The sequence below is a fragment of the Roseomonas sp. FDAARGOS_362 genome (assembly GCF_002754815.1).
GTDB lineage: Bacteria > Pseudomonadota > Alphaproteobacteria > Acetobacterales > Acetobacteraceae > Roseomonas > Roseomonas mucosa.
Genome location: NZ_CP024588.1, coordinates 1,711,172 through 1,734,824 on the forward strand (window position 1 = coordinate 1,711,172; position 23,653 = coordinate 1,734,824).

Below are 23,653 nucleotides of genomic sequence, written 5' to 3' on the forward strand. Positions count from 1 at the left end.
GACCGGCGTTCAGCCCGCCTTCTTCTCCCAGCCGCGGGCACCCTGCTGCCAGTAGGTCAGCGCATGGCCGGCTGCCTTGGCGCGGCGCCAGCGGTCGCGGGCGGCCTCGGTGGCCTCCGCGTCGTTTCCGTCGAAGAGGTCGAGCACCCGGTCGAAGCGGTCCAGCCGGGCGCTCTCGGCGCCATCCACCAGGAAGAGGAAGCGTGCCCCGTTGGGCGCCTCGTCCTCCGTGGTGAGCCAGATCGGCTGCAATTCCGCATGGCCCACGGCGGGCGTGCCGTGCGGCAGCCAGTCGGGATCGGTGCTGAGCCAGAGCGAGGCATCCAGCGCGGCCAGCCGCTCCGGGCCGCCGCACAGCACCACGGCACGGCCGCCGCTTTCCAGCACGCGGCCCAGCAGGCGCGGCAGGGCCTGGGCCAGTGGCGTGCGCGTCAGGTGGTAGAAGCCGATCTCAGCCACGCCGCCTCCGCCGGGTCTCGAAATGATCCCGCACCAGGCGGTCGAGCAGGCGCACGCCGTAGCCGCTCGGCCCCTTGGGACCCAGGGGGCCATCTTCCTCCCGGCTTTCCATTCCGGCGATGTCAAGATGCGCCCAAGGGGTGAATCCGGGGATGGACCCGGATGGCGCGCCGTTGCCCGGGCCGATGAATTCGCGCAGGAAGGCGGCGGCATGGCAGGCATCGGGGATGCCGCGGCGCCCGGTGCCGCCGGGCCAGCACTGGCGCAGGTCGGCGATGTCGCTGTGCAGGTCCTCGCGATGCGACGTGCCGATCGGCATGGGCCAGAGCGGCTCACCCACCGCCTCGCCCGCCGCCATCACCGCGTCGCGCAGCGTGTCGTCATTGCCGAACAGCCCGGCGCGGTGATGGCCCAGCGCGGTGACGATGCTGCCGGTCAGCGTGGCGAGGTCGATGACGGCACGCGGCCGCAGCGCGGAGACCGCGTGCGTCAGCGCATCGGCCAGCACCAGGCGGCCCTCGGCATCCGTGTCCACCACCTCCACCGTGCGGCCCGACAGGGTGCGCACCACGTCGCCGGGGCGGAAGGAGGCGGCGCCGACCGCATTCTCGGCGATGGCCAGCACGGCGGCCGCCGGGGTGCGGCTGCCACGCGCGGCGAGTGCCAGCATGGCCCCGGCGCAGGCGGCGGCCCCGGCCATGTCGGCGCGCATCTCCTCCATCCCGGCGGCGGGCTTGATGGAGATGCCGCCGGTGTCGAAGGTGATGCCCTTGCCGACGAAGACGACCGGCGCGGCCTCGCCGCCCCCCGCCCCGCCATCCCCCGGCCAGCGCAGCACCACGAGGCGGGGCGGGGTGTCCGCCCCCTGCCCCACCGCCAGCAGCGCGCCGAAGCCGGCCTTCGCCAGATCCTTGCGGCGCCAGACCTCGACCCGCAGCCCCTCGGCGGAGAGCGCCTCCAGCCGCCGGGTGAATTCACGCGGGTTCAGCCGGTTTCCCGGCTCCGCCACCAGGTCGCGGGCGAAGAGCGCGCCGCGCACCGAAGGCTCCTGCGCTTCCCAGGCCAGCAGCGCCAGGGCGGGGTCGTCGGCCAGGATGTCCAGCGCCTCCAGCCTCACGGCCTCCCCGGCCGCTTCTTCCGGTGGGGCATGGCGCAGTGCGTCGAAGCGCCAGCTCCGCAGCGCGGCACCGGCGGCCAGGGCGGCGGCGAGGCCCGGCTCCAGCCCGCGCGCGTCCAGCACTGCGTGGCGCGCACCCGGAAGCGTGCGTTGCAGCGCCAGGACGGCATGACCGCCCGCCTCCATCCACTGGCGCTCCGAACCGCTCCCGGCGGCGGGGCCGAGGCCGGCCAGCACCGGCCCGTCCGGGAGCAGCGAAGCCGTCTCCCCCACCGCCCCGGTGAAGCCGGCCGCCCGGGCCCGCGCCTCATGGGCATGCGGCGCGCCGGGATGCAGCGGCAGCAGGCAAGGCAGTCCCGGCGCGGCCTCCCGGTGGAACGCGATGCGCAGCATCAGCCCTTGCGCGGGCGGCGGCTGCCTCCGCGGCCGCGCGAGGACCTGGCCGGCGCGGCATCGGACGGCGCCTCCGGGACGGGTTCCGGCGCGGCGGACAGGGCATCGGGCGTGGTGGCGGCGGGCTCCGGCGTGGCCGGGACCGGCGCGGGCTCGCCCTCCGACAGCAGGGCGGCCGAGGCAGCGCCGCCGGCCACCGCCGCCTGGGTGTCCTCCGCCGGCTCGGCGGCCGGGAGCGGCATGTCCTCGTAATGCTCCGCCACGAGGCGGTCGAGCAGCCGCACGCCCCAGGCGGTGGCGCCCTTCGGCGTGGTAGGCTGGTCCTTGCCGCTCCAGGCCGTGCCGGCGATGTCGAGATGCGCCCAGGGGCAGCCATCGACGAAGCGCTGGATGAACTGCGCCGCGGTGATCGAGCCGCCGGGCCGCCCGCCGACATTCTTCATGTCGGCGATGTCGGAGCGGATCTGCTTGTCGTAGGCCTCGCCCAGCGGCATCCGCCAGGCGAGCTCGCCGGTCGCCTTGCCGGCGGCCAGGATGCGTTCCGCCAGGCCGTTGTCGTTGGAGAAGAGCCCCGCGTGCTCGTTGCCCAGCGCCACGATGATCGCGCCGGTCAGGGTGGCGAGGTCGATCATGAAGGCGGGGTCGAAGCGCTTCTTGGCGTACCACATGATGTCCGCCAGCACGAGGCGGCCCTCGGCGTCGGTGTTGATCACCTCCACCGTCTGGCCGGAGGCGGTGGTCACCACGTCGCCCGGGCGCTGCGCCGTGCCGGAGGGCATGTTCTCCACCAGCCCGACGATGCCGATCGCGTCCACCCTGGCCTTGCGCCCGGCCAGCGTGGCCATGAGGCCCGCCACCGTGCCGGCGCCGGCCATGTCCCACTTCATGTCCTCCATGCCGCCGGCCGGCTTGATGGAGATGCCGCCGGTGTCGAAGGTCACGCCCTTGCCGACGAAGCAGAGCGGCTTCGCCGGCTTCTTCGCGCCCGTGCCGTTCCAGCGCAGGATCACCGCGCGCGGTTCGCGCGCCGAGCCCTGGGCCACGCCGAGCAGCGCGCCGAAGCCCAGCTTGCGCATGTCCTTGGGGCCGAGCACCTCGACATCGAGGCCGAGCTTCTCCAGCTTCGACAGCCGGTCGGCGAATTCCTCGGGGTAGAGGACGTTCGGCGGCTCGCTCACCAGGTCGCGGGTGGTGAAGACGCCCTGGGCGACGGCCCGGCCGGTGGCCCAGGCCGCCTTGGCGGCGGCGGGATCGTCGCAGAGCACCTTCAGTGCGGTCAGGCGCGGCTTGTCCTCCGCCTTCTCCGTCGTGCGGTAGCGGTCGAAGCGGTACATCCGCAGCGTGGCGCCCAGCGCGGCGCTCGCCGCGCCATTGCCACCCGGCGCGGCGCCGGCCGTGCCGTTGCTGCCGGCGAGCCCGGCCCAGCCGCCGACCGCGCGGGCGTCCAGCGCCGCCGTGCCCTCGGCGGCCAGGGCGGCGACGGCGGTGCCGCCCGCCGCCTCGATCGCCGGGGCGTCCAGCTCCGCCCGCTTGCCGAGGCCGACCAGCACGATCCGGTTCAGCCCGTTCCCGGGCGCGAAGAGCGTGGTGGCCTGGCTGCGCCGCGCCTTGAACTCCGCCGCCGCGATGCCGCGCGACAGGATGCCGTTCAGCGCCTGGTCCCAGTCGTGCCAGGCACCGCCGCCCAGGTCTTCCTCCGCCAGCAGGATGGCGACGGCGCCGCCTGTGGGAAGGGACGGCTTGGCGAAGGCGATATCGAGCATGACCGGAGAGCACTCCCTGCGACGCGTCGGACGGCCCGCGGACAGGAACCCTGCCTGGAAGATCCCTGCACGGGACAGCCTTCGGGGATTCCCGGAAAGGGCGCGGGGCCGCCCCGGTTCCGCCGCAACGTGCCATGGCGGCGGCCCGGCGTGGAGGGGGCCAGCCGGTTTTAGCGCGCGGACCGTTCAGCGTGCGTATCGGCGAGAGCCGGTGCGGCGAGCCAATGGGGGAGGCCGGTGCCGGGGAATGGCGGGGGAGGCAGGCGGTTTGCCGTATGGCGCCGCACCGGCGCCGGGTCTATCCACGGTGGATGACCGATCACGAGCTTCTGGAGCTGGCCGCGCGGCTGGCGCGTTCCGCCGCCGGCGCCATCCTGGCGGTACGGGCCGCCGGCTTCGCCGTGGAGCGCAAGAGCGACCATTCGCCGGTGACGGAGGCCGACCGCGTGGCCGAGGCGATCATCCTGGAGGGGCTGCGCGCGGCGGTGCCGGAGATCCCGGTGATCGCCGAGGAGGAGGTCTGCGCCGGACGGATTCCCGCGCTGGCGCATCGTTACTGGCTGGTGGACCCGCTGGACGGGACGCGGGAATTCGCCCAGGGCAGCGACAGCTTCGCCGTCTGCGTCGGGCTGGTGGAGGGCGACCGGGCGCTGCTCGGCGCCGTGGCGCTGCCGGCCACGGGGGAGGTCTTCGGCGGCCTCGTCGCGGCGGAAGGCCGGCCCGCCCTGGCCTGGAAGGAGGATGCCGCCGGCCGCCGCGCCATCGCCGCCCGCACCCCGCCGGAGGAGGGCATCACCGTGATGTTCAGCAACCACTACCGCGACGACCCGCGCCTGGAGCCCTTCCTGGCGGGGCGCCGGGTGGCGAAGGTGGTGAACTGCGGCTCGGCGCTGAAGTTCTGCCGGCTGGCCGAGGGCGAGGCGGACCTCTATCCGCGCTTCGGCCGCACCATGGAATGGGACACCGCCGCCGCCCAGGCTCTGCTGGAAGCCGCCGGCGGCCGGGTGCTGGACATGGCGGGCGCGCCGTTCCGCTACGGCAAGCCGGGCTTCGAGAACGGCCCCTTCATCGCCTGGGGCCGCGGCGACGGGGCGCAGGGGCAGGCGGCGTCATGACCGGACGCCTGCCGCCGGAGGCGCTGGAGCGGGCTGCCGCGCTGCTGCGGGCGGGCGATCTGGTGGCCTTCCCCACCGAGACCGTCTACGGGCTGGGCGCCGATGCCCGGAACGGGCGGGCGGTGGCCGGGATCTTCGCCGCCAAGGGCCGGCCGCGCTTCAACCCGCTGATCTGCCACTTCCCCGATGCCGAGGCCGCCTTCGCCGAGGTGGTGGCCGACGAGCGCGCCCGCAGCCTCGCGGAACGCTTCTGGCCGGGACCGCTGACGCTGGTGCTGCCGCGCCGGCGTGACTCGAAGGTCGATCTGCTGACCACCGCCGGCACCGAGACCATGGCGGTGCGCGTGCCCGCCCATCCCCTGGCGCGGGAGCTGCTGCGGCGGGCCGGCACGCCGGTCGCGGCGCCCTCGGCCAATCCCTCCGGCCGCGTTTCGCCGACCACGGCGGAGCATGTCCTGCAAGGGCTCGGCGGGCGCATCGCGGCGGTGCTGGATGGCGGACCCTGCGCCGTCGGGCTGGAAAGCACGGTGCTGAACCTCGCCGGTGGCCAGCCCAGCCTGCTGCGCCCCGGCGGCGTCACGGTGGAGGCGATCGAGGACGTGATCGGGGCCTTCCACGACCCGCAGCTGGAGGAGGAGGTCGAGGAGATGCTCGCGCTGCTGGCGCGGCAGCAGGGCCTGCCCTCGCCGGGGATGCTGCGCTCGCACTACGCGCCCGGCCTGCCGGTGCGGCTGGAGGCGCGGCACCTGGACCCGCACGAGGCGCTGCTGGCCTTCGGCCGCCCCTTGCCCGGCGCCCGCCTGGCCTGGAACCTGTCGGAACGCGGCGACCTGGCCGAGGCCGCCTCGCGCCTCTTCGCCGGGCTGCGCTTCCTGGACGAGGAGGGATCGCGCCTCGGCCTTGCCGGCATCGCCGCCATGCCTGTCCCGGCCGCCGGCTTGGGCGAGGCCATCAACGACCGCCTGCGCCGGGCGGCGGCGCCGCGCCAGGGCTGACGCTCCCGGGAAAGCGAAACGTCGCGGCAAGGCATCCTTAACCGCCCGGGCCGCAGAAACGGCGGATGGACGCCCCGGAACCCGCCGCATGATCGTCACGCCCCAGGAGGCCAGCCGGCTGATCGGGAGCGGCAGGCCGCTCCTGCTCACGGGCGCCGCCTGCCTCCTGCGCAACCTGCCGCATGGCCGCTGGATCGGTGCCGGCGGGGATGGCGGGGAGGACTGGCTCACCTGCCTGGTGCCGCCGCCGGCGCGCGAGATCCGGATCACTCGCCTGCCGCCCGGTGCCGCCGCCGGGGTGGCGCGGCTGGGCCCCGGCCGGAGCTGGCTGCTGACGCCGGGGGACCGCCTGGCCCGCCGGCTGGGCCCGCGCCCGGTCTGGCGGGCCGGGATGCGCCGGACGGGGGACCTGCTTCTCGACGGGCGCTGCGGCATGGCGCATGCCGAGGGCGCCCTCGTCCTGACGTTGCGGGAATGACGCGCCCTGCCCGGATGTGCGGCAGCCGCGAACGTTATCGAGGCATCCGCCCGGCGGATGCCCGGATGAATTCCACGTTGGCTCTCCGCTTCCGCTTGTCCCGGCGATGACAGCACCGGCAAACCTCGCCTAGCCTCTCCAAAAGTCGGAGGGGGATACGGGCTTGGCCTATGCGCTGCAGCAATTGGTGAACGGCGTCTCGCTCGGCATGATCTACGGGCTGATCGCCGTGGGATACACGATGGTCTACGGCATCGTGGGCATGATCAACTTCGCCCATGGCGACATTTTCATGATCGGCGCCTTCTCGGCCCTGATCGGCCTGCTGCTGCTCTCGGGCGGCGGCTGGATGACGGGCGGCGCGGCGATCCTGCTGGCGCTGGTCTTCTCCATGGCTATCACCGGCCTTTATGGCTGGACGGTGGAACGCGTGGCCTACCGCCCCCTGCGCGGCTCCTTCCGACTGGCGCCGCTGATCAGCGCCATCGGCATGTCCATCCTGCTGCAGAACTTCGTGCAGGTGAGCCAGGGCGCGCGGGTCAAGCCGATGGAGCCGCTGGTGCCGGGCGGGCTGAACCTGTTCGAGCAGAACGGCTTCGTGGTGCAGATCTCCTGGGTGCAGATCGCCATCCTGGTGGTGACGCTGGTGGTGCTCACCATCTTCACCATCCTGGTGACGCGCACCTCGCTCGGCCGCGCCATGCGGGCGGTGGAGCAGGACCGCAAGATGGCCGCGCTGCTCGGCGTCAACGTGGACCGCACCATCTCGCTGGCTTTCGTCATTGGCGCCGCGCTCGCCGCCGTGGCGGGCACGCTCTACCTCGTGCGCTATGGCGTGATCGACTTCTACATCGGCTTCCTGGCCGGGGTGAAAGCCTTCACCGCCGCCGTGCTGGGGGGCATCGGCTCCCTGCCCGGCGCGGTGCTGGGCGGGTTGCTGATCGGGCTGATCGAGACCTTCTGGAGCGCCTATTTCTCCGTGCAGTACAAGGATGTCGCCGCCTTCTCGATCCTGGCGCTGACGCTGCTCTTCCTGCCCACCGGCCTGCTCGGCCGCCATGAGGTCGAGAAGGTATGAGCGGCAACGACCCGGAAGACGACATCCCGGGCGGCGCGGCCGCGCTGGGCGGCGCGGCCATGGGCGCCCCGCGTCCCGGCGGCGCGGGCCATCTGGACGACGGCGTGCCCGCGCCGGGCGAGGCGGGCGGCATCCCGCGCCCGCTGCCGGTGCCCGCGCCGGCCCGGCCGCCCGGCCGGCCCCGGCCCTGGGCGCCGCGCTGCGGGAGGCCGTGCTGGCCGCGCTGGTGGCGCTCGGCCTTTTCCTGCCGCTGGTCGGGCTGCGCACGGAACCGGGCGAGGGCGGCCTCGTGCTGCGCACACGCTGGGCGGATGTGGCGATCCTCGTCGCCCTTGCCTTCGCCGGGCGCTTCCTGCTGGCGCTCTGGCACCGGCGGCACCGTTCCGCCGCGCAACGCGCCTGGTCGCCGCGCCTGCCCTCCTGGATCGGGCGGGTGGTGGCGCCGCTGCTGCTGCTGCTGGGCCTCGCCCTGCCCTTCCTGCCGGGCGTGGGGCGCTACGAGCTCGACCTCGCCGTGCTGGTGGCGACCTATGTGATGCTGGGCTGGGGGCTGAACATCGTGGTCGGCCTCGCCGGGCTGCTGGATCTCGGCTATGTCGCCTTCTACGCGGTCGGCGCCTATGCCTATGCGCTGCTGGCGCTGAACCTCGGCCTGAGCTTCTGGATCTGCCTGCCGCTGGCCGGCATCCTCGCCGCCTTCTGGGGCGTGATCCTGGGTTTTCCCGTGCTGCGCCTTCGCGGCGACTACCTCGCCATCGTGACGCTGGCCTTCGGCGAGATCATCCGGATCGTGCTGATCAACTGGGTCTCGCTGACCGGTGGGCCGAACGGGCTGTCCGGCATTCCGCGCCCCACCTTCTTCGGCCTGGAATTCGGCATGGGCGGCGGGCCCGACACCTTCGCGGGCTATTTCGGCCTCACGCCCTCGCCGCTGCACCGGGTGATCTTCCTCTATTACCTGATCCTGGCGCTGGCGCTGCTGACCAACTGGGTGACGCTGCGGCTGCGGCGGCAGCCGCTGGGCCGGGCCTGGGAGGCACTGCGCGAGGACGAGATCGCGGCCCGTGCGCTCGGCATCAACATCACCACGACCAAGCTGACGGCCTTCGCGCTCGGCGCCATGTTCGGCGGCTTCGCCGGCGCCTTCTTCGCCACGCGGCAGGCCTTCATCAGCCCGGAAAGCTTCACCTTCATCGAGAGCGCCATCATCCTCGCCATCGTGGTGCTGGGCGGGCTGGGCTCGCAGCTCGGCGTGGCCATCGCGGCGCTGGTGATGATCGGCGGCTTCGAGGTGTTCCGCGACCTGCAGGAGTGGCGAATGCTGGTCTTCGGCGTCGCCATGGTGACCATCATGGTCTGGCGCCCGCGCGGCCTGATCTCCACCCGCCGACCCACCGTCTCGCTCGGCAAGGCGCGCGCCATCTCGGGCGACCTGGTCGGGGAGGGCCGCGGATGAGCGGGATCGTGGAGCCGCCCCCGATCCTGGAGGTCGAGGGGCTGACCATGCGCTTCGGCGGGCTGACCGCTGTGGGTGGCGTCTCCTTCCAGGCGCGGCGCGGGCAGATCACGGCGCTGATCGGCCCGAACGGCGCCGGCAAGACCACCTGCTTCAACTGCATCACCGGCTTCTACCGGCCGAGTTCCGGCACCATCCGCCTGCACCGCGACACGGGGACGGAGGCGCTGCACCGGCTGGCGGGGCACCGCATCGCCCGGGCGGGGGTGGCGCGGACCTTCCAGAACATCCGGCTTTTCGCCGGGATGACGGTGCTGGAGAACCTGCTGGTGGCGCAGCACAACACGCTGATGGCGGCCACCGGCTTCGGCATCGGCGCGGTGCTGGGCCTGTCGCGCTATCCGAAGGCGGAGCGCGCGGCGATCGCGCGGGCGACGCACTGGCTGGAGGAGACCGGCCTGCTGGCCCGCGCCGACGAGCCCGCGGGGGCCCTGCCCTATGGCGACCAGCGGCGGCTGGAGATCGCGCGGGCCATGTGCACCGGCCCTTCCCTGCTCTGCCTGGACGAGCCGGCCGCAGGGCTCAACCCGCGCGAGAGCGAGGAGCTCGGCCGGCTGGTGCGGCGGATCAAGGAGACCGGCTGCACGGTGCTGCTGATCGAGCACGACATGGGCGTGGTGATGGGCATCTCCGACCGCGTGGTGGTGCTGGACCATGGCAGGCTGATCGCCGACGACGTGCCGCTGGCGGTGCGGCGCGACCCGGCCGTGATCGCCGCCTATCTCGGCGAGGGCGAGGAAGGCGAGGAGGAGCACGCGGCGTGAGCATGCTGGAGCTGCACGGCGTCTCCGCCGCCTATGGCGCGGTGCGCGCGCTGAACGACGTCACCATCCGCGTCAACCAGGGGGAGATCGTGGCCCTGATCGGCGCCAACGGCGCCGGCAAGTCCACGCTGCTGATGACGATCTGCGGCTCGCCCCAGGCGCGTTCCGGCCGCATCCTGTTCAACGGCACGGACATTACCGGCCTGTCGACGCATGAGGTGGTGCGCCTCGGCATCGCGCAGTCGCCGGAGGGGCGCCGGATCTTTCCGCGCATGAGCGTGCGCGAGAATCTGCTGATGGGTGCGCAGCAGTTCGGCCGCGATCCGGGGCCGGGCATGGAGCGGGCCTTCCAGCTCTTTCCCCGCCTCAAGGAACGCGAGGCGCAGCGCGGCGGAACGCTTTCGGGCGGCGAGCAGCAAATGCTGGCCATCGCCCGGGCGCTGATGGCGCAGCCGAAGCTGCTGCTGCTGGACGAGCCCTCGCTTGGCCTGGCACCGCTGATCGTGCGTGGCATCTTCGACGCCATCCGCATGCTGAACGGGACGGAAGGGCTGACGGTGCTGCTGGTGGAGCAGAACGCCAACCAGGCGCTGCGCCTCGCCCATCGGGGCTACGTCCTGGTGAACGGGCGGATCACCATGGAGGATACCGGCCGCGCCCTGCTGGCACGGCCGGAGGTTCGGGAAGCCTATCTGGGAGGCTGATCCCGCCCGTCGGCGCCGGATGGCGGAAGTCCCGTCATCCGGCGCCGGGGGCGATGCGTCACACCGCGTGGACTTCCGGCTCGCGCTTCCAGAAGCGGAGCTGGCCGCAGGCCTTGAGGAAGGCCGTCGCATCCGCCTCGGCCTTCAGCGTGACGATGCCGTCGTCCGGGCTGGTGATCCCGGCCTTTTCCAGCAGCGGCTTCGCGGCGGCGGTATGGGCGATGAACTTGGCATGGGCGAAGGCGTCGCTGACGAAGTCCTTCGCCGTGGCTTCCTTGGAGAGCAGCTTCGCCCCATCCTCCGACAGTACCAGCGCGACCGCGTCGTAGAGCACCGAGGGGCCGCCATTGACCTTCTGCTGCGCCTCGTGGCGGGTGCCGGCGCTGTCCACGATCCCGCCGACCTGGGGTGCGACCAGCTCGACCATGGCGCCCTCGGCCTTGGCGGCCGCCATCAGCGCCTGGAGCAGCTTCGCATCGGCGCCGTCGCTCGCCAGGAGGCCCAGCTTGCGTCCCTTGAAGCTGTCGGGCCCGTTCTGGATGATGCTGAGCGGCGGGGAAGGCGGCAGATCCTTGATCACCGGGCGGGCGGGCGGCGTCGCCTCCGGCATCGGCTCCAGCCGCAGCCCCTCGGCGACCTTCATGGCCAGGTCCTCGTCCACGTTCCGCAGATGGGCGACCATGCGGGCCCGGATGGCGGGGGTTTCGACCTTGCTCAGCTCGAAGACGAAGGCGTCCTTGATATGGGTCTGCTCCGTCGGCGTCTGGCTGCGGTAGAACTGGGCGGCCTGGCTGAAATGGTCGGCAAAGAGCTCGGCGCGGATGCGCCGCTTCTCACCCTGCTCCTGGGCCGGGAAGCTGCGGTAGCCACGCTGCGGGTCCTCGCGCGGCCCGCCCTGGGCGCCCCAGGAATTGGGCTCGTAGTTGGCGCGGCCCCTGGGGTTCCGCATCGCCATGTGCCCGTCCTGCTGGAAGTTGCAGACCTGGGTCTTCGGCGCGTTGACGGGGATATGGGTGAAGTTCGGGCTGCCGAGCCGCTTGAGCTGCGTGTCGAGGTAGGAGAAATTGCGCCCCTGCAGCAGCGGGTCGTTGGTGAAGTCGATGCCCGGCACGACGTTCTGCGTGCAGAAGGCCACCTGCTCCGTCTCGGCGAAGAAGTTGTCCACCGTGCGGTCCAGCACCATGCGCCCGATGATGCGGACCGGCACCTGCTCCTCGGGGATGATCTTGGTGGCATCCAGGATGTCGAACTCGAACTTCTCGGCGAAGTCATCGTCGAAGAGCTGCACGCCGAGCTCCCATTCCGGGAAGTCCCCGGCCTGGATCGCGTTCCACATGTCACGGCGGTGGAAATCCGGGTCGGCGCCGTTGATCTTCAGCGCCTCGTTCCACATCACCGACTGAAGGCCCAGCTTCGGCTTCCAGTGGAACTTCACATAGGTGGACTTCCCTTCCGCGTTGACGAAGCGGAAGGTATGCACGCCGAAGCCTTCCATGAAGCGGAAGGAGCGCGGGATCGCCCGGTCGGACATGATCCACATCAGCATGTGCGTGGATTCCGGGCTCAGCGAGGCGAAGTCCCAGAAATTGTCGTGCGCCGTCTGTGCCTGCGGGAAGCCGCGGTCCGGCTCCTGCTTCGCGGCATGGATCAGGTCGGGGAACTTGATCGCGTCCTGGATGAAGAAGACCGGGATGTTGTTGCCGACGAGGTCCCAGTTGCCTTCCCTGGTGTAGAACTTCACCGCGAAGCCGCGCACGTCGCGGGCGAGGTCGGGGGAGCCCTTGTTGCCCGCCACGGTGGAGAAGCGCACGAAGACCGGCACCTTCTCGCCGGGCCGCTGGAACAGGTCCGCCGCGGTGATATCGGACAGGGATTCCGTCGGCTCGAAATAGCCATGGATGCCGAAGCCACGCGCATGCACCACCCGCTCGGGAATGCGCTCGTGATCGAAGTGGAAGATCTTCTCGCGGAAGTGGAAATCCTCCAGCAACGCGGGGCCGCGGGGTCCGATCTTCAGCGTGTTCTGGTCGTCGGAAACCGGGATGCCTTGCTGCGTGGTCAGGGTCTCGACGCCGTTGCCCGCGACCTGGTGGGTCTCGCCCCCCTGCCCCCGCAGGATCCCGTCCTCACCATATTGCACAGGCGTGAGTTCTGGAGCTTGCTTTGCCATCTGTCCTGCCATGTCGGATATCCGCGCGGGGCGCGGGTGGAAACACGGATCGTCTCCTGGCTCCAGACATGCCTGCCGGGCCAGGTTCCCGCGATCCGCTTGTCAGGAGAGCAAACATCCTGGCCCCGCCGGGGTTTCCCTCCCTCTCTCGCCCAGGTCCGGCCCCCGGGGACGAGGTCAGCGCCCCGGGGGGCCGGGCCAGGCGGAAGGCGTATCCCGCGGCAGGATGCTGATCGCGCCGTCCGCCTCCCGGATGGCGCAGCGGAGGGTGCCCACCTCCTCGATGCCCTGCTGGCGCGTGTCCTGGCCGTGGGGCAGAGGACGCCCGGCGGCAGCGACGTCGCCCAGGCCAGCGCGCCGCGGAAAACGATCCCGGTCATGGCACCAGCGCCAACCGTCAGGGCCAGACGATCACCCGCACCGGCCGGTCCCGCTCGATCCGCGCCGGGACGGGTGGCAGGTCCGCGACGGAGCACGGGCCATGCGCCCGCAACGTCGCGCGGACGGGCTCCTTTGCAGGGCGGGGAAACGGACATTCCGGTCCCGGCTTGGCGGCGGCACATTCCGCGCTCTAGGCTCCTTGCCGCAGACGGCCCGGCTCCCGGGCCCGTGGGAACGGAGTCCATCCATGCTCACCGTGAATCGCCGCATCCTTCTGGGTGCCGCCCTCGCCGCGCCCGCCATCCTCGGAAGCCGTGCCGGCCGCGCCCAGGGCGCGCCCCTGCGCGTCGCCACGGTCGGGCCGCTGACCGGCCAGTACGCCGCCTTCGGTGCGCAGATGCGCAACGGCGCGGAGCAGGTGGTGACCGACCTCAACGCCGCCGGCGGCGTGCTGGGCCAGAAGCTGGCGCTGGAACTGGGCGACGATGCCTGCGACCCGCGCCAGGCGGTCTCGGTGGCCAACCAGATGGCCGGGCGGCAGGTGAAGCTGGTGGCCGGGCATTTCTGCTCCGGCTCCTCCATCCCGGCGAGCAAGGTCTATGGCGAGGAAGGCGTGCTGCAGATCAGCCCCGGCTCGACCAACCCGGTCTATACGGACAAGGGCGGCTGGAACACCTTCCGCGTCTGCGGGCGGGACGACCAGCAGGGCGCCGTGGCCGGCAAGTACATCGCCGCGAACTTCAAGGGCAAGCCGATCGCCATCCTCCACGACAACTCGGCCTATGGGAAAGGGCTGGCGGACGAGACCAAGAAGGCGCTGAACGCCGCCGGGGTGAACGAGGCGCTCTATGCCGCCTATACGCCGGGCGAGCCGGACTACAGCGCCATCGTCTCGCGGCTGAAGGCGGCCAATATCGCGGTGCTCTATGTCGGCGGCTACCACACCGAGTCCGGCAAGATCCTGCGGCAGGCCAAGGAGCAGGGCATGCAGGTCACGCTGATCGGCGGCGATGCGCTGGTGACCAACGAGTTCTGGCAGATCACCGGCCCGGCCGGCGAGGGCACGCTGATGACCTTTGCCCCCGACATCCGCACCCGCCCCAGCGCCGCGCCGGTGGTGGCGCGCTTCAAGGCCCGCAACATCGATCCGGAGGGCTATACGCTCTATACCTATGCGGCGGTGCAGATCTGGGCCGACGCGGCGGAGAAGGCCAAGACCGCCGACCCGCAGAAGGTGGCGCAGGTGCTGAAGTCCGGCGGGCCGTGGAAGTCGGTGCTGGGCGAGACCAGCTTCGACAGCAAGGGCGATCCGACCGTGGCCGACTACGTCTTCTATGTCTGGAAGGACGGCAACTACGCCCAGATGTGAGGACGGGGCCGCGAGGGGGGCTTGCGGCGCCCGCGCGCGCTTCCCACATCCGCTCCTGTCCTCAACAAACGAAAGGAGGTGATCCAGTGTCTCATTGCACCCAGCCGGAACTCCGCTGCGCGACCGGGATCACTGCTCACGCCACGATCGGGGCGGGATTCTGAGTTTTTCGCCTGCCGGATGACGGCATGCGCAATGCGAGGCCCCGGGGCGGAAGCCCCGGGGCCTTTCTGCTTTCGGGTCCCTCGGCGAAAGGCCGGGCTGCCCACCGCGATGTGGCCTGCCTGCCACAGACACGCCTGGCGTGCAGGCGCTCCGCAAACCGTGCCGGCGAGTTTGCGTTGCAAGGTCACAACCACAAACGCCGGAACACATCCATGTCCTATCAGACCACCAAGCCAGACCTTGCCGTCCCGGAAGGAGCCCCGGCCCTGTTCCCCCGCACCGCCTGGGGCGCCATCTTGGCCGGTGCCCTGGTGGCGATCGCCGTCGGCGCCACGCTGAACATCCTGGGCATCGCCGTGGGCGCCACCACCATCGACGCCGTGGACCGCAGCACCCCTGACGCCTCCAGCTTCGGCCTTGCCGCCAGCATCTGGCTGGTTGTCGCCAACCTGCTCGGCCTCGTCGCCGGCGGCTATGTCGCGGCGCGGCTCTCCGGCACCGCCGACAGGCGCGACGCCGCGCTGCACGGGCTTGCTACCTGGGCCAGCGCCTTCCTGGTTTCCGCCGTGTTGCTGGGCAGCGCCGTCTCGGGTGTCGCCCATACCGCGGGCAATGCCGTAGGCTCCCTGCTGGGCGGCGCGGGCCGTGCCGTCTCCTCGACCGCGCAGACCGTGGCCCAGGCCACGCCGCAGGCCGACCAGCAGGCCCTGACCAACCGGATCAGCCAGGCCCTCAGCCGCCCGAATGACGTGAGCGCCATGAACAGCGACCAGCGTTCCGCGGAGATCGCCTCGATCGTCGGCCAGGGCGTCACCCAGGGCAACCTGAACGACGGCCAGCGCGCGCGGCTGAACCAGCTCGTCGCGGCCCAGGCCGGCATCTCCGAGCAGGAGGCGGCGCAGCGCGTGCAGCAGTACGAGCAGCAGGCCCGGCAGACCGCCGCCGAGGCGGAGCAGAAGGCCCGCCAGGCCGCCAATGCGGCCGCGACCGGCACGGCCGTGGGTGCCTTCTGGATCTTCGCCACGCTGATCCTGGGGGCCTTCGCCGCGATCCTGGGCGCCCGGATGGGCGTGCGCGAGATGGTGGGCGTCGCGGACCGCCGCTACGCCTGATCCCGATGTTCCCGCGGCGGCCCCCGGCGCCGCGGGAACATCCCGGAAATGCCGTGATCACCGCGCCAGGACCCGACAAGGTCCTGGCGTTTCTTCATGGAGGCTCGGACGGGCGTGTCAGGCCAGCTCGGTGCCGACGACGCGGTAGTCCCGCCCCCACCAGATCAGGCCGGATTCCGAATGGCCGAGGGCGATGGCCTTCACCGTGCCGAACAGCACGCTGTGGGTGCCCTTCTCCACCACGTCCTCGATCACGCAATCCACCGCCGCCGAGGCCCCTTCCAGTGCCGGCGCCCCGGTCGAGAGCACCGTCCAGCTCCCCGTGCCGAAGCGTTCGTCCATGGTCGTGGTGGTGAAGCCGGCGAAGCTGTCCGAGACCGGCCGGTGCGGTCCGCCCAGCACGTTCACGCACATCACGCCGTTCTGGATGACATAGGGATAGGCGCGGCTGCCGCGGTTGATGCAGACCAGGAGCATGGCCGGGTCATCGGTCACGCTGCAGACCGCGCTGGCGGTGAAGCCGGCACGGCCCGCCGGGCCGGCGGTGGTGATGATGTTCACCGCGGCGCCCAGCCGCGACATGGCGTCCCGGAACTGTGTGCGGAGGGCATCCATGGCGAGGTCTCCCGTGCCTGCAGGGTCGCATGGTCCCGGTCGAGGCACGGGGCCCTGTCCAGGGACAGATGGGTGGCCGCGTCAGCGTGAACGAGAGGCGTCCTGCATCGCGGCGCAATACCGGCTACCCTGGCGGGAGATTCACGGAAGGGGAAGCCACAGATGGCCGAAAACACCAGGGGGATCGCCACCGGCACCACCACCATCCAGGCGAGCGACGGCAGCGGCAGCTTCGGCGCCTATGTCGCCCGTCCCACGGGGCGCGAGGGGCCGGTGGGCGCGGTGGTGATGATCCAGGAGATCTTCGGAGTGAACCACGCCATGCGCGCGCTCTGCGAATGGGTGGCGGATATGGGCTTCCTGGCCATCTCGCCCGACCTGTTCTGGCGCCTGGAGCCGAGGGTGGACCTGACCGACGGCTCCGAGAAGGAATGGCAGCGCGCCTTCGAGCTGATGAACGCCTTCGACCAGCCAAAGGGCATCGAGGATCTGAAGGCCACCCTGGAGGTGGCGCGGAAGCTGGACGGCACCAATGGCAAGGCGGGCACGATGGGCTTCTGCCTCGGCGGGCGGCTGGCCACGATGATGGCGCTGGAATCCGATGCCGACTGCAACATCGGCTATTACGGCGTGGGCCTCGATGGGCTGCTGGGTGCGGCGCAGAAGATCACGAAGCCGCTGATCCTGCACATCGCGGAGAAGGACCGCTTCGTGCCGCCGGAGGCCCAGGCGAAGATCCGCGCCATGCTGGAGGGGCATCCCACCGCCACCGCCTATACCTATCCCGGGGTGGACCACGCCTTTGCCCGCATGGGCGGCCATTCCTGGGACGGGCTGGCCGCCACCATCGCCAATGGCCGCAGCGCCGAGCTGCTGCAGCGCTGCCTCGCCTGACGCCGTGCCGCTGAACCGGCGGCGCTTCGCGCTGTCGCTGGCGGGGGCCGCCCTCGGCGCCCGGCCGACCGCCGGAGCCGGGGGTGATGGCTTCTTCCGGGGGGCCGCGCCGGCGCTGCTCGCCCCGATCCGCGCGGCGGCGCAGGCCCTGGGCGGGCCGGGCCTGCTCAAATCCTATGTCACCGATGGCGGCGAGGCCTTCGACCGCAGCCATGCCGAGGTGGCCTATACCTATGACAATGCCGTCGCGGGCCTCGCCCTGCTGGCGGCGGGCGAGGCGGCGCTGGCCGCCCGGCTGGCGGAGGGGCTGCGCCTCGCCCAGGCGCAGGACCGGTTCTGGACGGATGGCAGGCTGCGCAACGCCTATGCCGCCGGCCGGCAGGTGCCCGATGCCCCGGCCAGCGCCCGCCCGCCCGGCTGGTGGGATGCCGTCTCCGGCCGCTGGGTCGAGGATGGCTATGCGGCGGGATCGGCCAGCGGCCCCATTGCCTTCACCATGCTGCTCTGGACCGCCTTTCCCGGCAACGGCGCCTTCCGGGCCGCGGCGGAACGGGCCGCCGGCTGGGTGGAACGGGACTGCGCGGCGCCGGGCGATTCCAGGGGTGGCTTCACCGGTGGCACGCTGGGGCACGAGCCGCAGCCGGAGCGGCAGGCCTGGCTCTCCACCGAGCAGAACCTAGACCTCGCCGTGGCTTTCGCGCGGCTGGGCCGGCACGATGCCGCCGCGAAGGCCGCCGGCTTCGTGCGCAGCCTCTGGCGCCCGGCCGAGGGACGCTTCGCCGCCGGGCTGACGCCGCAGGGCGCGGTGAACGAGGATTCGGCGGTTGATGCCAATCTCTGGCCGCTGCTGGCTTTCCGGGAGGCGGATTTCGCCCCGGCGCTGGGCTGGGTCCTGGCCCGGCACGGCCTGCCGGCCGGCGCGCCCACCGGGGAGCTGGAAGGGCTGGACTTCAACACCGACCGCGACGGGATCTGGCTGGAAGGTACGGCCCAGGCCGCCCTGCTGCTGCGCCGCCAGGGCCGGGGGGCGCTGGCGGAACGCTTCCTGCACACCGTGCTGCGCGAACGGGATGGGTCGGGCTGGGTCAGGGCGGCGAGCATCCCCTGGCTCACCACCGGCTTCTACAACGGGGATATCCCCTTCCTCTATCCGCGGCGCGGGCATCTTGCGGCGAATGGCTGGGCGTTGCTCGCCGCGCTGGATGTCAGCCCCTTTGACGCTCCGCCGACCTGATTCCGCGGGCCAGGCGAGGTGCGGCGGGTACCCGCTTCCAGCCGCAGAAGCCCGGTGCCGCCGCCGGACGAGCCAGGGCCGCAAACAGCGAAACGGCACCAGTCCCGCCGGACAGGTGCCGTTGCCGCCCGCGCCCGGCGAGTGCCGGGGGCACCATGTGGTTCAGCGGAAGGGAACCATGGGCTGGGATCCGGTGTTCATGCCCCGCTGCGCGTCCTGGCCGCTCATGTTGTTCAGGGTGGGGGTGGTGTCCGACATGCCGGAGGGCGAGTTCTGGCCGCCCCGGGCGCGCTGCAGGCTCTCGGCATTCAGGCGATCCGCCGCCGAATCGTCGGCCGAGGCGGATTGCTGGTCCTGCATCCTGTTCCGGGACATGCGGTGGTGCTGCGGCATGGCGCCATGGCCCCGCATGTGCGGCTGGCCGCTGGCGCTGGGCGCGGTGGCCGTCTGGGCGGCAACCGGGGCAGCGGACAGGACGGCGCCGAGTGCCAGCGTGGCCGCCGTGGTGGCGAGGGCGTTCTTCCAGGTGACCATGGATATGAGTCCAGTTCCTAGCCGACAGGAGCTTCTGTCACAGGGGTGAACGCCACAGGACGCCCGCGTTTCATGAAGCTCCGGACAGGCGACTCACCTTGCGGAGACCGCCACCGGCAGGCGGGCGGGCGTCAGCCCTGTTCCGCCTCCGGGCCGGACGCGGGCTCTGGCAGGCGCATTTCCTCCGCCTCGCGCTTGAGGCGCTGGTAGGAGCGGATCGAGAAGGGCAGCAGCGAGACGTAGATCAGCCCGGCCGCCGCGATCGCCGCCCAGGGCTCCGTCACCAGAAGGGCCGCATAGGCGGCCGCCCCCAGCAGCAGGGGCAGCACCGCCTCGCGCGGGATCTTGAAGTTCTTGAAGCTCCAGGTCGGCAGGGTGCTGACCAGCAGGCCCGCCACCAGCACCAGCACCAGCGCCACGAAGAGCGGGTGGCGCAGGAAGGCGGCCATGCCGGTCATCCCCCACTCCTGGAAGGAAAGCGAGGCGAAGACCGGGAAGAGCGCCAGCCCGGCCCCGGCCGGGGCCGGCACGCCGGTGAAGAAGGACTGCGCGTAGGCGGGCTTCGGCGGCGGCGGCATGACGCCCTTGGCGGTCACCACCGGGCCGATATCGATGGCGGCGTTGAAGCGCGCCAGCCGCAGCGCCATGCAGACAGCGAAAAGCACGCAGGGGATGAACCCGACCCCGCGCGCGCCGTCGAGCGACCAGAGATAGAGGATCAGCCCAGGGGCCACGCCGAAGCAGACGAAGTCCGACAGGCTGTCGAACTCGGCGCCGAACCGGCTGGTGGCCTTCAGCAGGCGCGCCAGGCGCCCGTCGATGCCGTCGATGAAGGCGGCGACCACGATCAGCGCCACCGCGGCGGGCCAGCGCCCCTCGAAGGCGAGGCGGATGGCGTTCAGCCCGACGCAGAGGCCGATCATCGTGAGGATGTTCGGCAACAGGCGGTTGAAGCTCAGCCCCTGGAGGCGCGGACGCCGCCGCGCGGCGAGGCGGAAGCGCCGCGCCGTGTTCATCCCACCCCCGAGACGGCGTCGGGGTCGGAGCCGGCCGCCACGTCGCGCGGGCGCGGCTGCGACAGGTCGGCGATCACCGTTTCGCCGCCCACCATGGTCTGGCCCACCGCCACCAGGGGGCGGACGCCTTCCGGCAGGTACAGGTCGGTGCGGCTGCCGAAGCGGATGATGCCGAAGCGCTCGCCCGCCATCAGGCTGGAGCCCTCCCGCACGCCGCAAAGGATGCGCCGGGCGATGAGGCCCGCGATCTGCACCACGGCGATCTGCCGCCCGTCCTCCAGCCGCATGGCGATGGCGTTCCGTTCATTGTCCTCGCTCGCCTTGTCCAGGCTGGCATTGAGGAACTTGCCGGGCCGGTAGGCGATCCGGGTGACAACGCCCTCGGCCGGGGAACGGTTCACATGCACGTTGAGCACGGACAGGAAGATCGCCACGCGCCAGCGCGGCGTGTCCCCCAGGCCGAGTTCCACGGGCGGCACGGCGGGGGCGACCGAGACCACCGTGCCGTCGGCAGGCGCCACCAGCAGCCCCGGCCTGGGCGGCGGGAAGCGCTCCGGATCGCGGAAGAAGTACAGGCAGAAAGCCGTGAACAGCAGACCGACCCAGAACAGCCAGTTCCCGAGGGCCATGCCCCCGATCACCGCCACGCCGAGGCCGATGTAGATGAAGGGCCGGCCCGCCGGGTGCGGCGGCGCCAGCACCATTTTCACGCTTTGGATGAGGGACATGATGGTGCGCTTATGATCTGTTCATCACCTCCGGACAACCCTGGGCGGCATGCCGTCCCTTCCCTCCCCCGACCTCCTCGATCTCGGCCGCTACGCGATCTCCCGCGACGGCCGGATGCAGCCCGCCGCCGGGCGGCCGCCGCTCCGCTTCCACTTCCTGTGGCGTGGCCGGCCGGTCCATCTGCGGCTGACCGGGGGCGCCCTCGAATTCCTGGTGGAGGTGGGCGGCATCCCGTCCTCCGCCGAGGGGCGCCTCCGCCGGCAGGCCGTGTTCGCGCGGCTGGAACAGATGTCCGGCGAGATGCCGCCCGGGTGGGAGCTGCGCCTCGACCCCGCGCACCGGCTCTGGCTGCAGGCCTCGGCCGCCCCCGCCGCCCCGCCCGGCATGCTCACCGTGCTGACCGGGGTGGTGGATTTCGCCCTGGAGCTCGATGCGCGGCTGGAAGGCCTGGACATCCCCGCGCCCGCCGGCCTGGGCGGAGCCGGCCCTTCCGCGTCCATGGGCGAATCGAGGGCATAGGGCATCGTTCCCGTTCGGCCTCCTTCCACCCGTGGCGACCCCCGTTCCGGTCCCGGGGCGGACGGTTCCCGTACGGATGGCCTTGCCTTGCCGTGCCGCGCCCGGATCATCTGCGCGGCAGCGGGACGGAGGAACGGGCGCATGGCGGATGGCCGGGTGGCGGTGAAGGTCTGGGACGGCTGGATACGCCTCGTCCACTGGGGAATCGTGGCGCTCTTCGCCTTCTCGTGGTGGTCCGCCTGGACCTATCGCATGGACTGGCACCTGCGCTCCGGCCTCGCCATGCTGGCACTGCTGCTCTTCCGCCTCGCCTGGGGCGTGCTGGGATCAGAGACCGCGCGCTTCACACGCTTCCTGCGCTCGCCCCTCGCCGCGCTGCGCCACCTGTCGCATCTGGGGCGGCGGGAAGCCGATATGGAGGTCGGCCACAACGCCGCCGGCGGCTGGATGGTGCTGGCGATGCTCCTGCTCCTGCTGGTGCAGGTGGGCACGGGGCTCATGGCCGATGACCAGGTCCTGACGCATGGACCGCTGGCGCCGCATGTCGCGCCGGAAACCAGCGACCTCGCGACCGCGATCCACGCCACGAATTTCTGGCTCATCCTCGTGTTGGCCGGCCTGCATGTGCTGGCCGTGTTCGCCTATGCCCTGCTGAAGGGGCAGGACCTCGTCCGGCCCATGGTCACCGGGGTGAAGCGCCTGCCCGCCGCCATGGCCGGCAGGGCGCCCCGTCTGGGCAGCCCCGCCCTGGGCGCCGTTCTCCTGGCCGCGGCGGCCGTGGCAGCCTGGTGGATCGGACGCCTGGGCTGAGGGCCGCTCGTCCCTGGGGAACGGCGCTTCAGCGGCCCCGGAAGTTGCGGTGGCAGCCGCCGCAGCCGGCTCCCATCTCCCGGAAGGCCTGGGCCGTGGCGGCCTTGTCGCCCGAGCCCGCGGCCTGTTCCAGCTTCCCGGACGCGGCGATGGCGTTGCGGGCCGCGGCCTCGAATCCGGCGCGGTCGGACCAGACCGCCGGCAGGGCCTTGGTGTCGCCGGTCGCCGAATCCGGCGGGAAAAGCCCGGGGATCACCTCCAGCAGCCCGTGAAGGGTCTTCGCCCTGGGTGCGATGGCGGCGATGTCGCCGGAATCGAGGGCGGCCTTCATGGCCTCCAACTCCCGCTGCATCGCCTTCATGTCGTTCTTGCGTTCAGCGATCGGTCCATCGGCCTGCGCGGACGCCATGGCCCCTCCCCATCCCGCCAGGACGACGCCCAGCAGCAGCGGCGCGATACGCATGTCTTGCTTGTCTCCGACTCGGAAATCCCATGGCGAGCCTATCGCGGGATCGGGGGTGCGGCTGCGGCGGCGCGCATAAACTTCGTCCCCCTCTCTTGCCCCCCCGGCGAAGCAGCGCTATGAGCCCCCTCGCCGCAGGGAAGTGGCCGTCGGAGCGTAGCTCAGCCTGGTAGAGCACTGTGTTCGGGACGCAGGGGCCGGAGGTTCGAATCCTCTCGCTCCGACCAATTCACTTCCTGTTTTGTGGCCATCGCTAAATCGAGCGCACAGGGTTCAGAAAGCAGACTGAACACCGGCGCCGATTTCTGCGTTCGGAGGCCGGACGGCCCTGGTCATGGGGCACTCCCAGACCGATGCGGAAGTTCCCCGAAGCTGCGCGTCATGGCCGGTGACCGGCCCCGGAAATTTGCACAAGTCTTGCTTGGCCCATCCCCGCAACACGCGTTGCGAAAGGGGAACGGACTCGATGCGATTTCGCCTGCGTCATTTTCTGGCAACACTTGCCCTGTTCACGGGCATGATGGCGCACCACCCGGCCAGCGCCCAGATCGAACTGGGCCAGACGGGCCTCACCCTGACCCTGACCCCGACGGCCTCGACCGACTACACCTTCCGTGGCGTCAGCCAGACCCGCAACCGGCCGGCCATCCAGGGCCTGATCGATATCCAGCACACGAGCGGCTTCTATGTCGGGGCCTTCGCCTCGAACGTCTCGTTCAAGGGGCTGGATGCGCGGCAGGAGGTGGACATGCTGGGCGGCTACCGCTTCACCAGTGGCGGCCTGGCGCTGGATGGCGGCTTCGTCTGGTACAACTATCCCGGCTACAGCAGCCGCACCGGCGGCGGGCTCGACATGAGCTTCTTCGAGTTCGCCGCCAAGGCGTCCTACGAGATCGCGCCGGTGAAGGTGCTGGGCTCCTTCTACTACTCGCCGGATTTCCAGCTCGATGCCCACAACGCCTACTACGTGGAAGGCGGGGTCGAGCTGAAGATGCCGCTGGATGTCACGCTGGCGGGCCGCTACGGCTATCAATGGATCGACAGGAACGTCAATTACGGCCTGCCCGATTTCGGGAATTGGTCGGTCGCCCTCTCCCGCTCCTTCTACGGCGCGCTGGTCACGGTCGGCTACTACGACACGGACGTGAAGAAGCGTGAATGCGGCGGCGGCCAGAAGATCTGCGACGCCCGGGCCATGGTGAGCCTCAGCTACACCTTCTGAAGAAGGGCGATCGCCATGACCAGGCACCCGGGCCCCGG

The 23,653-nt window shown here is 71.5% G+C and carries 23 protein-coding genes and 1 tRNA gene; 15 read left to right on the forward strand and 9 right to left on the reverse strand.

Annotated features, from left to right (window positions below; genetic code table 11):
• Positions 1 to 9: 9 nt before the first annotated feature.
• The 3 genes from CTJ15_RS12890 to CTJ15_RS12900 are packed head-to-tail and all read right to left on the reverse strand — an operon-like array spanning position 10 to position 3,732.
• Positions 10 to 459, reverse strand: coding sequence for a DNA polymerase III subunit chi (locus CTJ15_RS12890; RefSeq protein ID WP_027297187.1), 450 nt, complete (start codon positions 457 to 459; stop codon positions 10 to 12).
• Positions 452 to 1,969, reverse strand: coding sequence for a M17 family metallopeptidase (locus CTJ15_RS12895; protein WP_058389481.1), 1,518 nt, complete (start codon positions 1,967 to 1,969; stop codon positions 452 to 454). Before CTJ15_RS12895 ends, CTJ15_RS12890 begins: the two co-directional genes overlap by 8 nt.
• Positions 1,969 to 3,732 (reverse strand): leucyl aminopeptidase, encoded by a 1,764-nt coding sequence (locus CTJ15_RS12900; RefSeq protein ID WP_058389482.1) that lies wholly within the window; start codon positions 3,730 to 3,732, stop codon positions 1,969 to 1,971. Before CTJ15_RS12900 ends, CTJ15_RS12895 begins: the two co-directional genes overlap by 1 nt.
• A 311-nt stretch (positions 3,733 to 4,043) precedes the next feature.
• Between CTJ15_RS12900 and cysQ the strand changes: the two genes are divergently transcribed.
• The 7 genes from cysQ to CTJ15_RS12935 all read left to right on the forward strand — a co-directional run bounded on the left by cysQ (position 4,044) and on the right by CTJ15_RS12935 (position 10,382).
• A complete protein-coding gene (gene cysQ, locus CTJ15_RS12905; RefSeq protein ID WP_058389491.1) occupies positions 4,044 to 4,847 on the forward strand; it encodes a 3'(2'),5'-bisphosphate nucleotidase CysQ in 804 nt (267 codons plus the stop codon).
• On the forward strand, positions 4,844 to 5,842 hold the full coding sequence (locus CTJ15_RS12910; protein ID WP_075823259.1) for an L-threonylcarbamoyladenylate synthase: 999 nt from the start codon (positions 4,844 to 4,846) through the stop codon (positions 5,840 to 5,842). Before cysQ ends, CTJ15_RS12910 begins: the two co-directional genes overlap by 4 nt.
• Before the next feature lie 88 nt (positions 5,843 to 5,930).
• Positions 5,931 to 6,320, forward strand: coding sequence for a hypothetical protein (locus tag CTJ15_RS12915; RefSeq protein WP_019461747.1), 390 nt, complete (start codon positions 5,931 to 5,933; stop codon positions 6,318 to 6,320).
• A 163-nt stretch (positions 6,321 to 6,483) separates the two neighbouring features.
• Positions 6,484 to 7,398, forward strand: coding sequence for a branched-chain amino acid ABC transporter permease (locus tag CTJ15_RS12920; protein ID WP_019461748.1), 915 nt, complete (start codon positions 6,484 to 6,486; stop codon positions 7,396 to 7,398).
• A gap of 211 nt (positions 7,399 to 7,609) precedes the next feature.
• A complete protein-coding gene (gene livM / locus CTJ15_RS12925; protein ID WP_255414140.1) occupies positions 7,610 to 8,854 on the forward strand; it encodes a high-affinity branched-chain amino acid ABC transporter permease LivM in 1,245 nt (414 codons plus the stop codon).
• Positions 8,851 to 9,678: an ABC transporter ATP-binding protein gene (locus CTJ15_RS12930; protein ID WP_075821991.1), complete on the forward strand. Its 828-nt coding sequence runs from the start codon at positions 8,851 to 8,853 to the stop codon at positions 9,676 to 9,678. The genes livM and CTJ15_RS12930 overlap by 4 nt, the downstream gene beginning before the upstream one ends.
• Before the next feature lie 2 nt (positions 9,679 to 9,680).
• Positions 9,681 to 10,382 carry an ABC transporter ATP-binding protein gene (locus CTJ15_RS12935; protein WP_037250062.1) on the forward strand — a complete coding sequence of 234 codons (702 nt, stop codon included), beginning with the start codon at positions 9,681 to 9,683 and terminating at the stop codon, positions 10,380 to 10,382.
• A gap of 58 nt (positions 10,383 to 10,440) precedes the next feature.
• On the opposite strand, the gene CTJ15_RS12940 is transcribed toward CTJ15_RS12935, so the two are convergent.
• Positions 10,441 to 12,552 carry a catalase gene (locus tag CTJ15_RS12940; RefSeq protein ID WP_075821993.1) on the reverse strand — a complete coding sequence of 704 codons (2,112 nt, stop codon included), beginning with the start codon at positions 12,550 to 12,552 and terminating at the stop codon, positions 10,441 to 10,443.
• A 628-nt stretch (positions 12,553 to 13,180) separates the two neighbouring features.
• Between CTJ15_RS12940 and CTJ15_RS12945 the strand changes: the two genes are divergently transcribed.
• Positions 13,181 to 14,302: a branched-chain amino acid ABC transporter substrate-binding protein gene (locus CTJ15_RS12945; protein ID WP_019461753.1), complete on the forward strand. Its 1,122-nt coding sequence runs from the start codon at positions 13,181 to 13,183 to the stop codon at positions 14,300 to 14,302.
• 377 nt (positions 14,303 to 14,679) lie between these two features.
• Positions 14,680 to 15,579, forward strand: a complete 900-nt coding sequence (locus CTJ15_RS12950; protein ID WP_019461754.1) for a hypothetical protein — start codon at positions 14,680 to 14,682, stop codon at positions 15,577 to 15,579.
• A gap of 117 nt (positions 15,580 to 15,696) precedes the next feature.
• On the opposite strand, the gene CTJ15_RS12955 is transcribed toward CTJ15_RS12950, so the two are convergent.
• On the reverse strand, positions 15,697 to 16,194 hold the full coding sequence (locus CTJ15_RS12955) for a flavin reductase (RefSeq protein WP_019461755.1): 498 nt from the start codon (positions 16,192 to 16,194) through the stop codon (positions 15,697 to 15,699).
• A 162-nt stretch (positions 16,195 to 16,356) separates the two neighbouring features.
• Here CTJ15_RS12955 and CTJ15_RS12960 point away from each other — a divergent pair, with 162 nt between their 5' ends.
• On the forward strand, positions 16,357 to 17,088 hold the full coding sequence (locus CTJ15_RS12960; RefSeq protein ID WP_075821990.1) for a dienelactone hydrolase family protein: 732 nt from the start codon (positions 16,357 to 16,359) through the stop codon (positions 17,086 to 17,088).
• Positions 17,089 to 17,092: 4 nt separating this feature from the next.
• Positions 17,093 to 18,322: a hypothetical protein gene (locus CTJ15_RS12965; RefSeq protein WP_126281881.1), complete on the forward strand. Its 1,230-nt coding sequence runs from the start codon at positions 17,093 to 17,095 to the stop codon at positions 18,320 to 18,322.
• A gap of 162 nt (positions 18,323 to 18,484) precedes the next feature.
• Here the strand turns inward: CTJ15_RS12965 and CTJ15_RS12970 are convergent, their stop codons facing one another.
• The 3 genes from CTJ15_RS12970 to CTJ15_RS12980 form a co-directional block, all read right to left on the reverse strand.
• Positions 18,485 to 18,856, reverse strand: coding sequence for a hypothetical protein (locus CTJ15_RS12970; protein WP_019461758.1), 372 nt, complete (start codon positions 18,854 to 18,856; stop codon positions 18,485 to 18,487).
• A gap of 131 nt (positions 18,857 to 18,987) precedes the next feature.
• Entirely contained in the window at positions 18,988 to 19,872 is an 885-nt protein-coding gene (locus CTJ15_RS12975) for a phosphatidylcholine/phosphatidylserine synthase (protein ID WP_019461759.1), read from the reverse strand.
• Positions 19,869 to 20,600 (reverse strand): phosphatidylserine decarboxylase, encoded by a 732-nt coding sequence (locus CTJ15_RS12980; protein ID WP_019461760.1) that lies wholly within the window; start codon positions 20,598 to 20,600, stop codon positions 19,869 to 19,871. The genes CTJ15_RS12975 and CTJ15_RS12980 overlap by 4 nt, the downstream gene beginning before the upstream one ends.
• A gap of 49 nt (positions 20,601 to 20,649) precedes the next feature.
• Here CTJ15_RS12980 and CTJ15_RS12985 point away from each other — a divergent pair, with 49 nt between their 5' ends.
• Positions 20,650 to 21,120 carry a hypothetical protein gene (locus CTJ15_RS12985; RefSeq protein ID WP_075821988.1) on the forward strand — a complete coding sequence of 157 codons (471 nt, stop codon included), beginning with the start codon at positions 20,650 to 20,652 and terminating at the stop codon, positions 21,118 to 21,120.
• Between the two features lie 141 nt (positions 21,121 to 21,261).
• Entirely contained in the window at positions 21,262 to 21,930 is a 669-nt protein-coding gene (locus CTJ15_RS12990; RefSeq protein ID WP_019461762.1) for a cytochrome b/b6 domain-containing protein, read from the forward strand.
• A 28-nt stretch (positions 21,931 to 21,958) separates the two neighbouring features.
• Here the strand turns inward: CTJ15_RS12990 and CTJ15_RS12995 are convergent, their stop codons facing one another.
• Positions 21,959 to 22,393, reverse strand: a complete 435-nt coding sequence (locus tag CTJ15_RS12995; RefSeq protein ID WP_019461763.1) for a cytochrome c — start codon at positions 22,391 to 22,393, stop codon at positions 21,959 to 21,961.
• 150 nt (positions 22,394 to 22,543) lie between these two features.
• Between CTJ15_RS12995 and CTJ15_RS13000 the strand changes: the two genes are divergently transcribed.
• Positions 22,544 to 22,620, forward strand: a tRNA-Pro gene (locus tag CTJ15_RS13000).
• Positions 22,621 to 22,859: 239 nt separating this feature from the next.
• Positions 22,860 to 23,615, forward strand: a complete 756-nt coding sequence (locus CTJ15_RS13005; RefSeq protein WP_075821986.1) for a TorF family putative porin — start codon at positions 22,860 to 22,862, stop codon at positions 23,613 to 23,615.
• Positions 23,616 to 23,653: the final 38 nt, after the last annotated feature.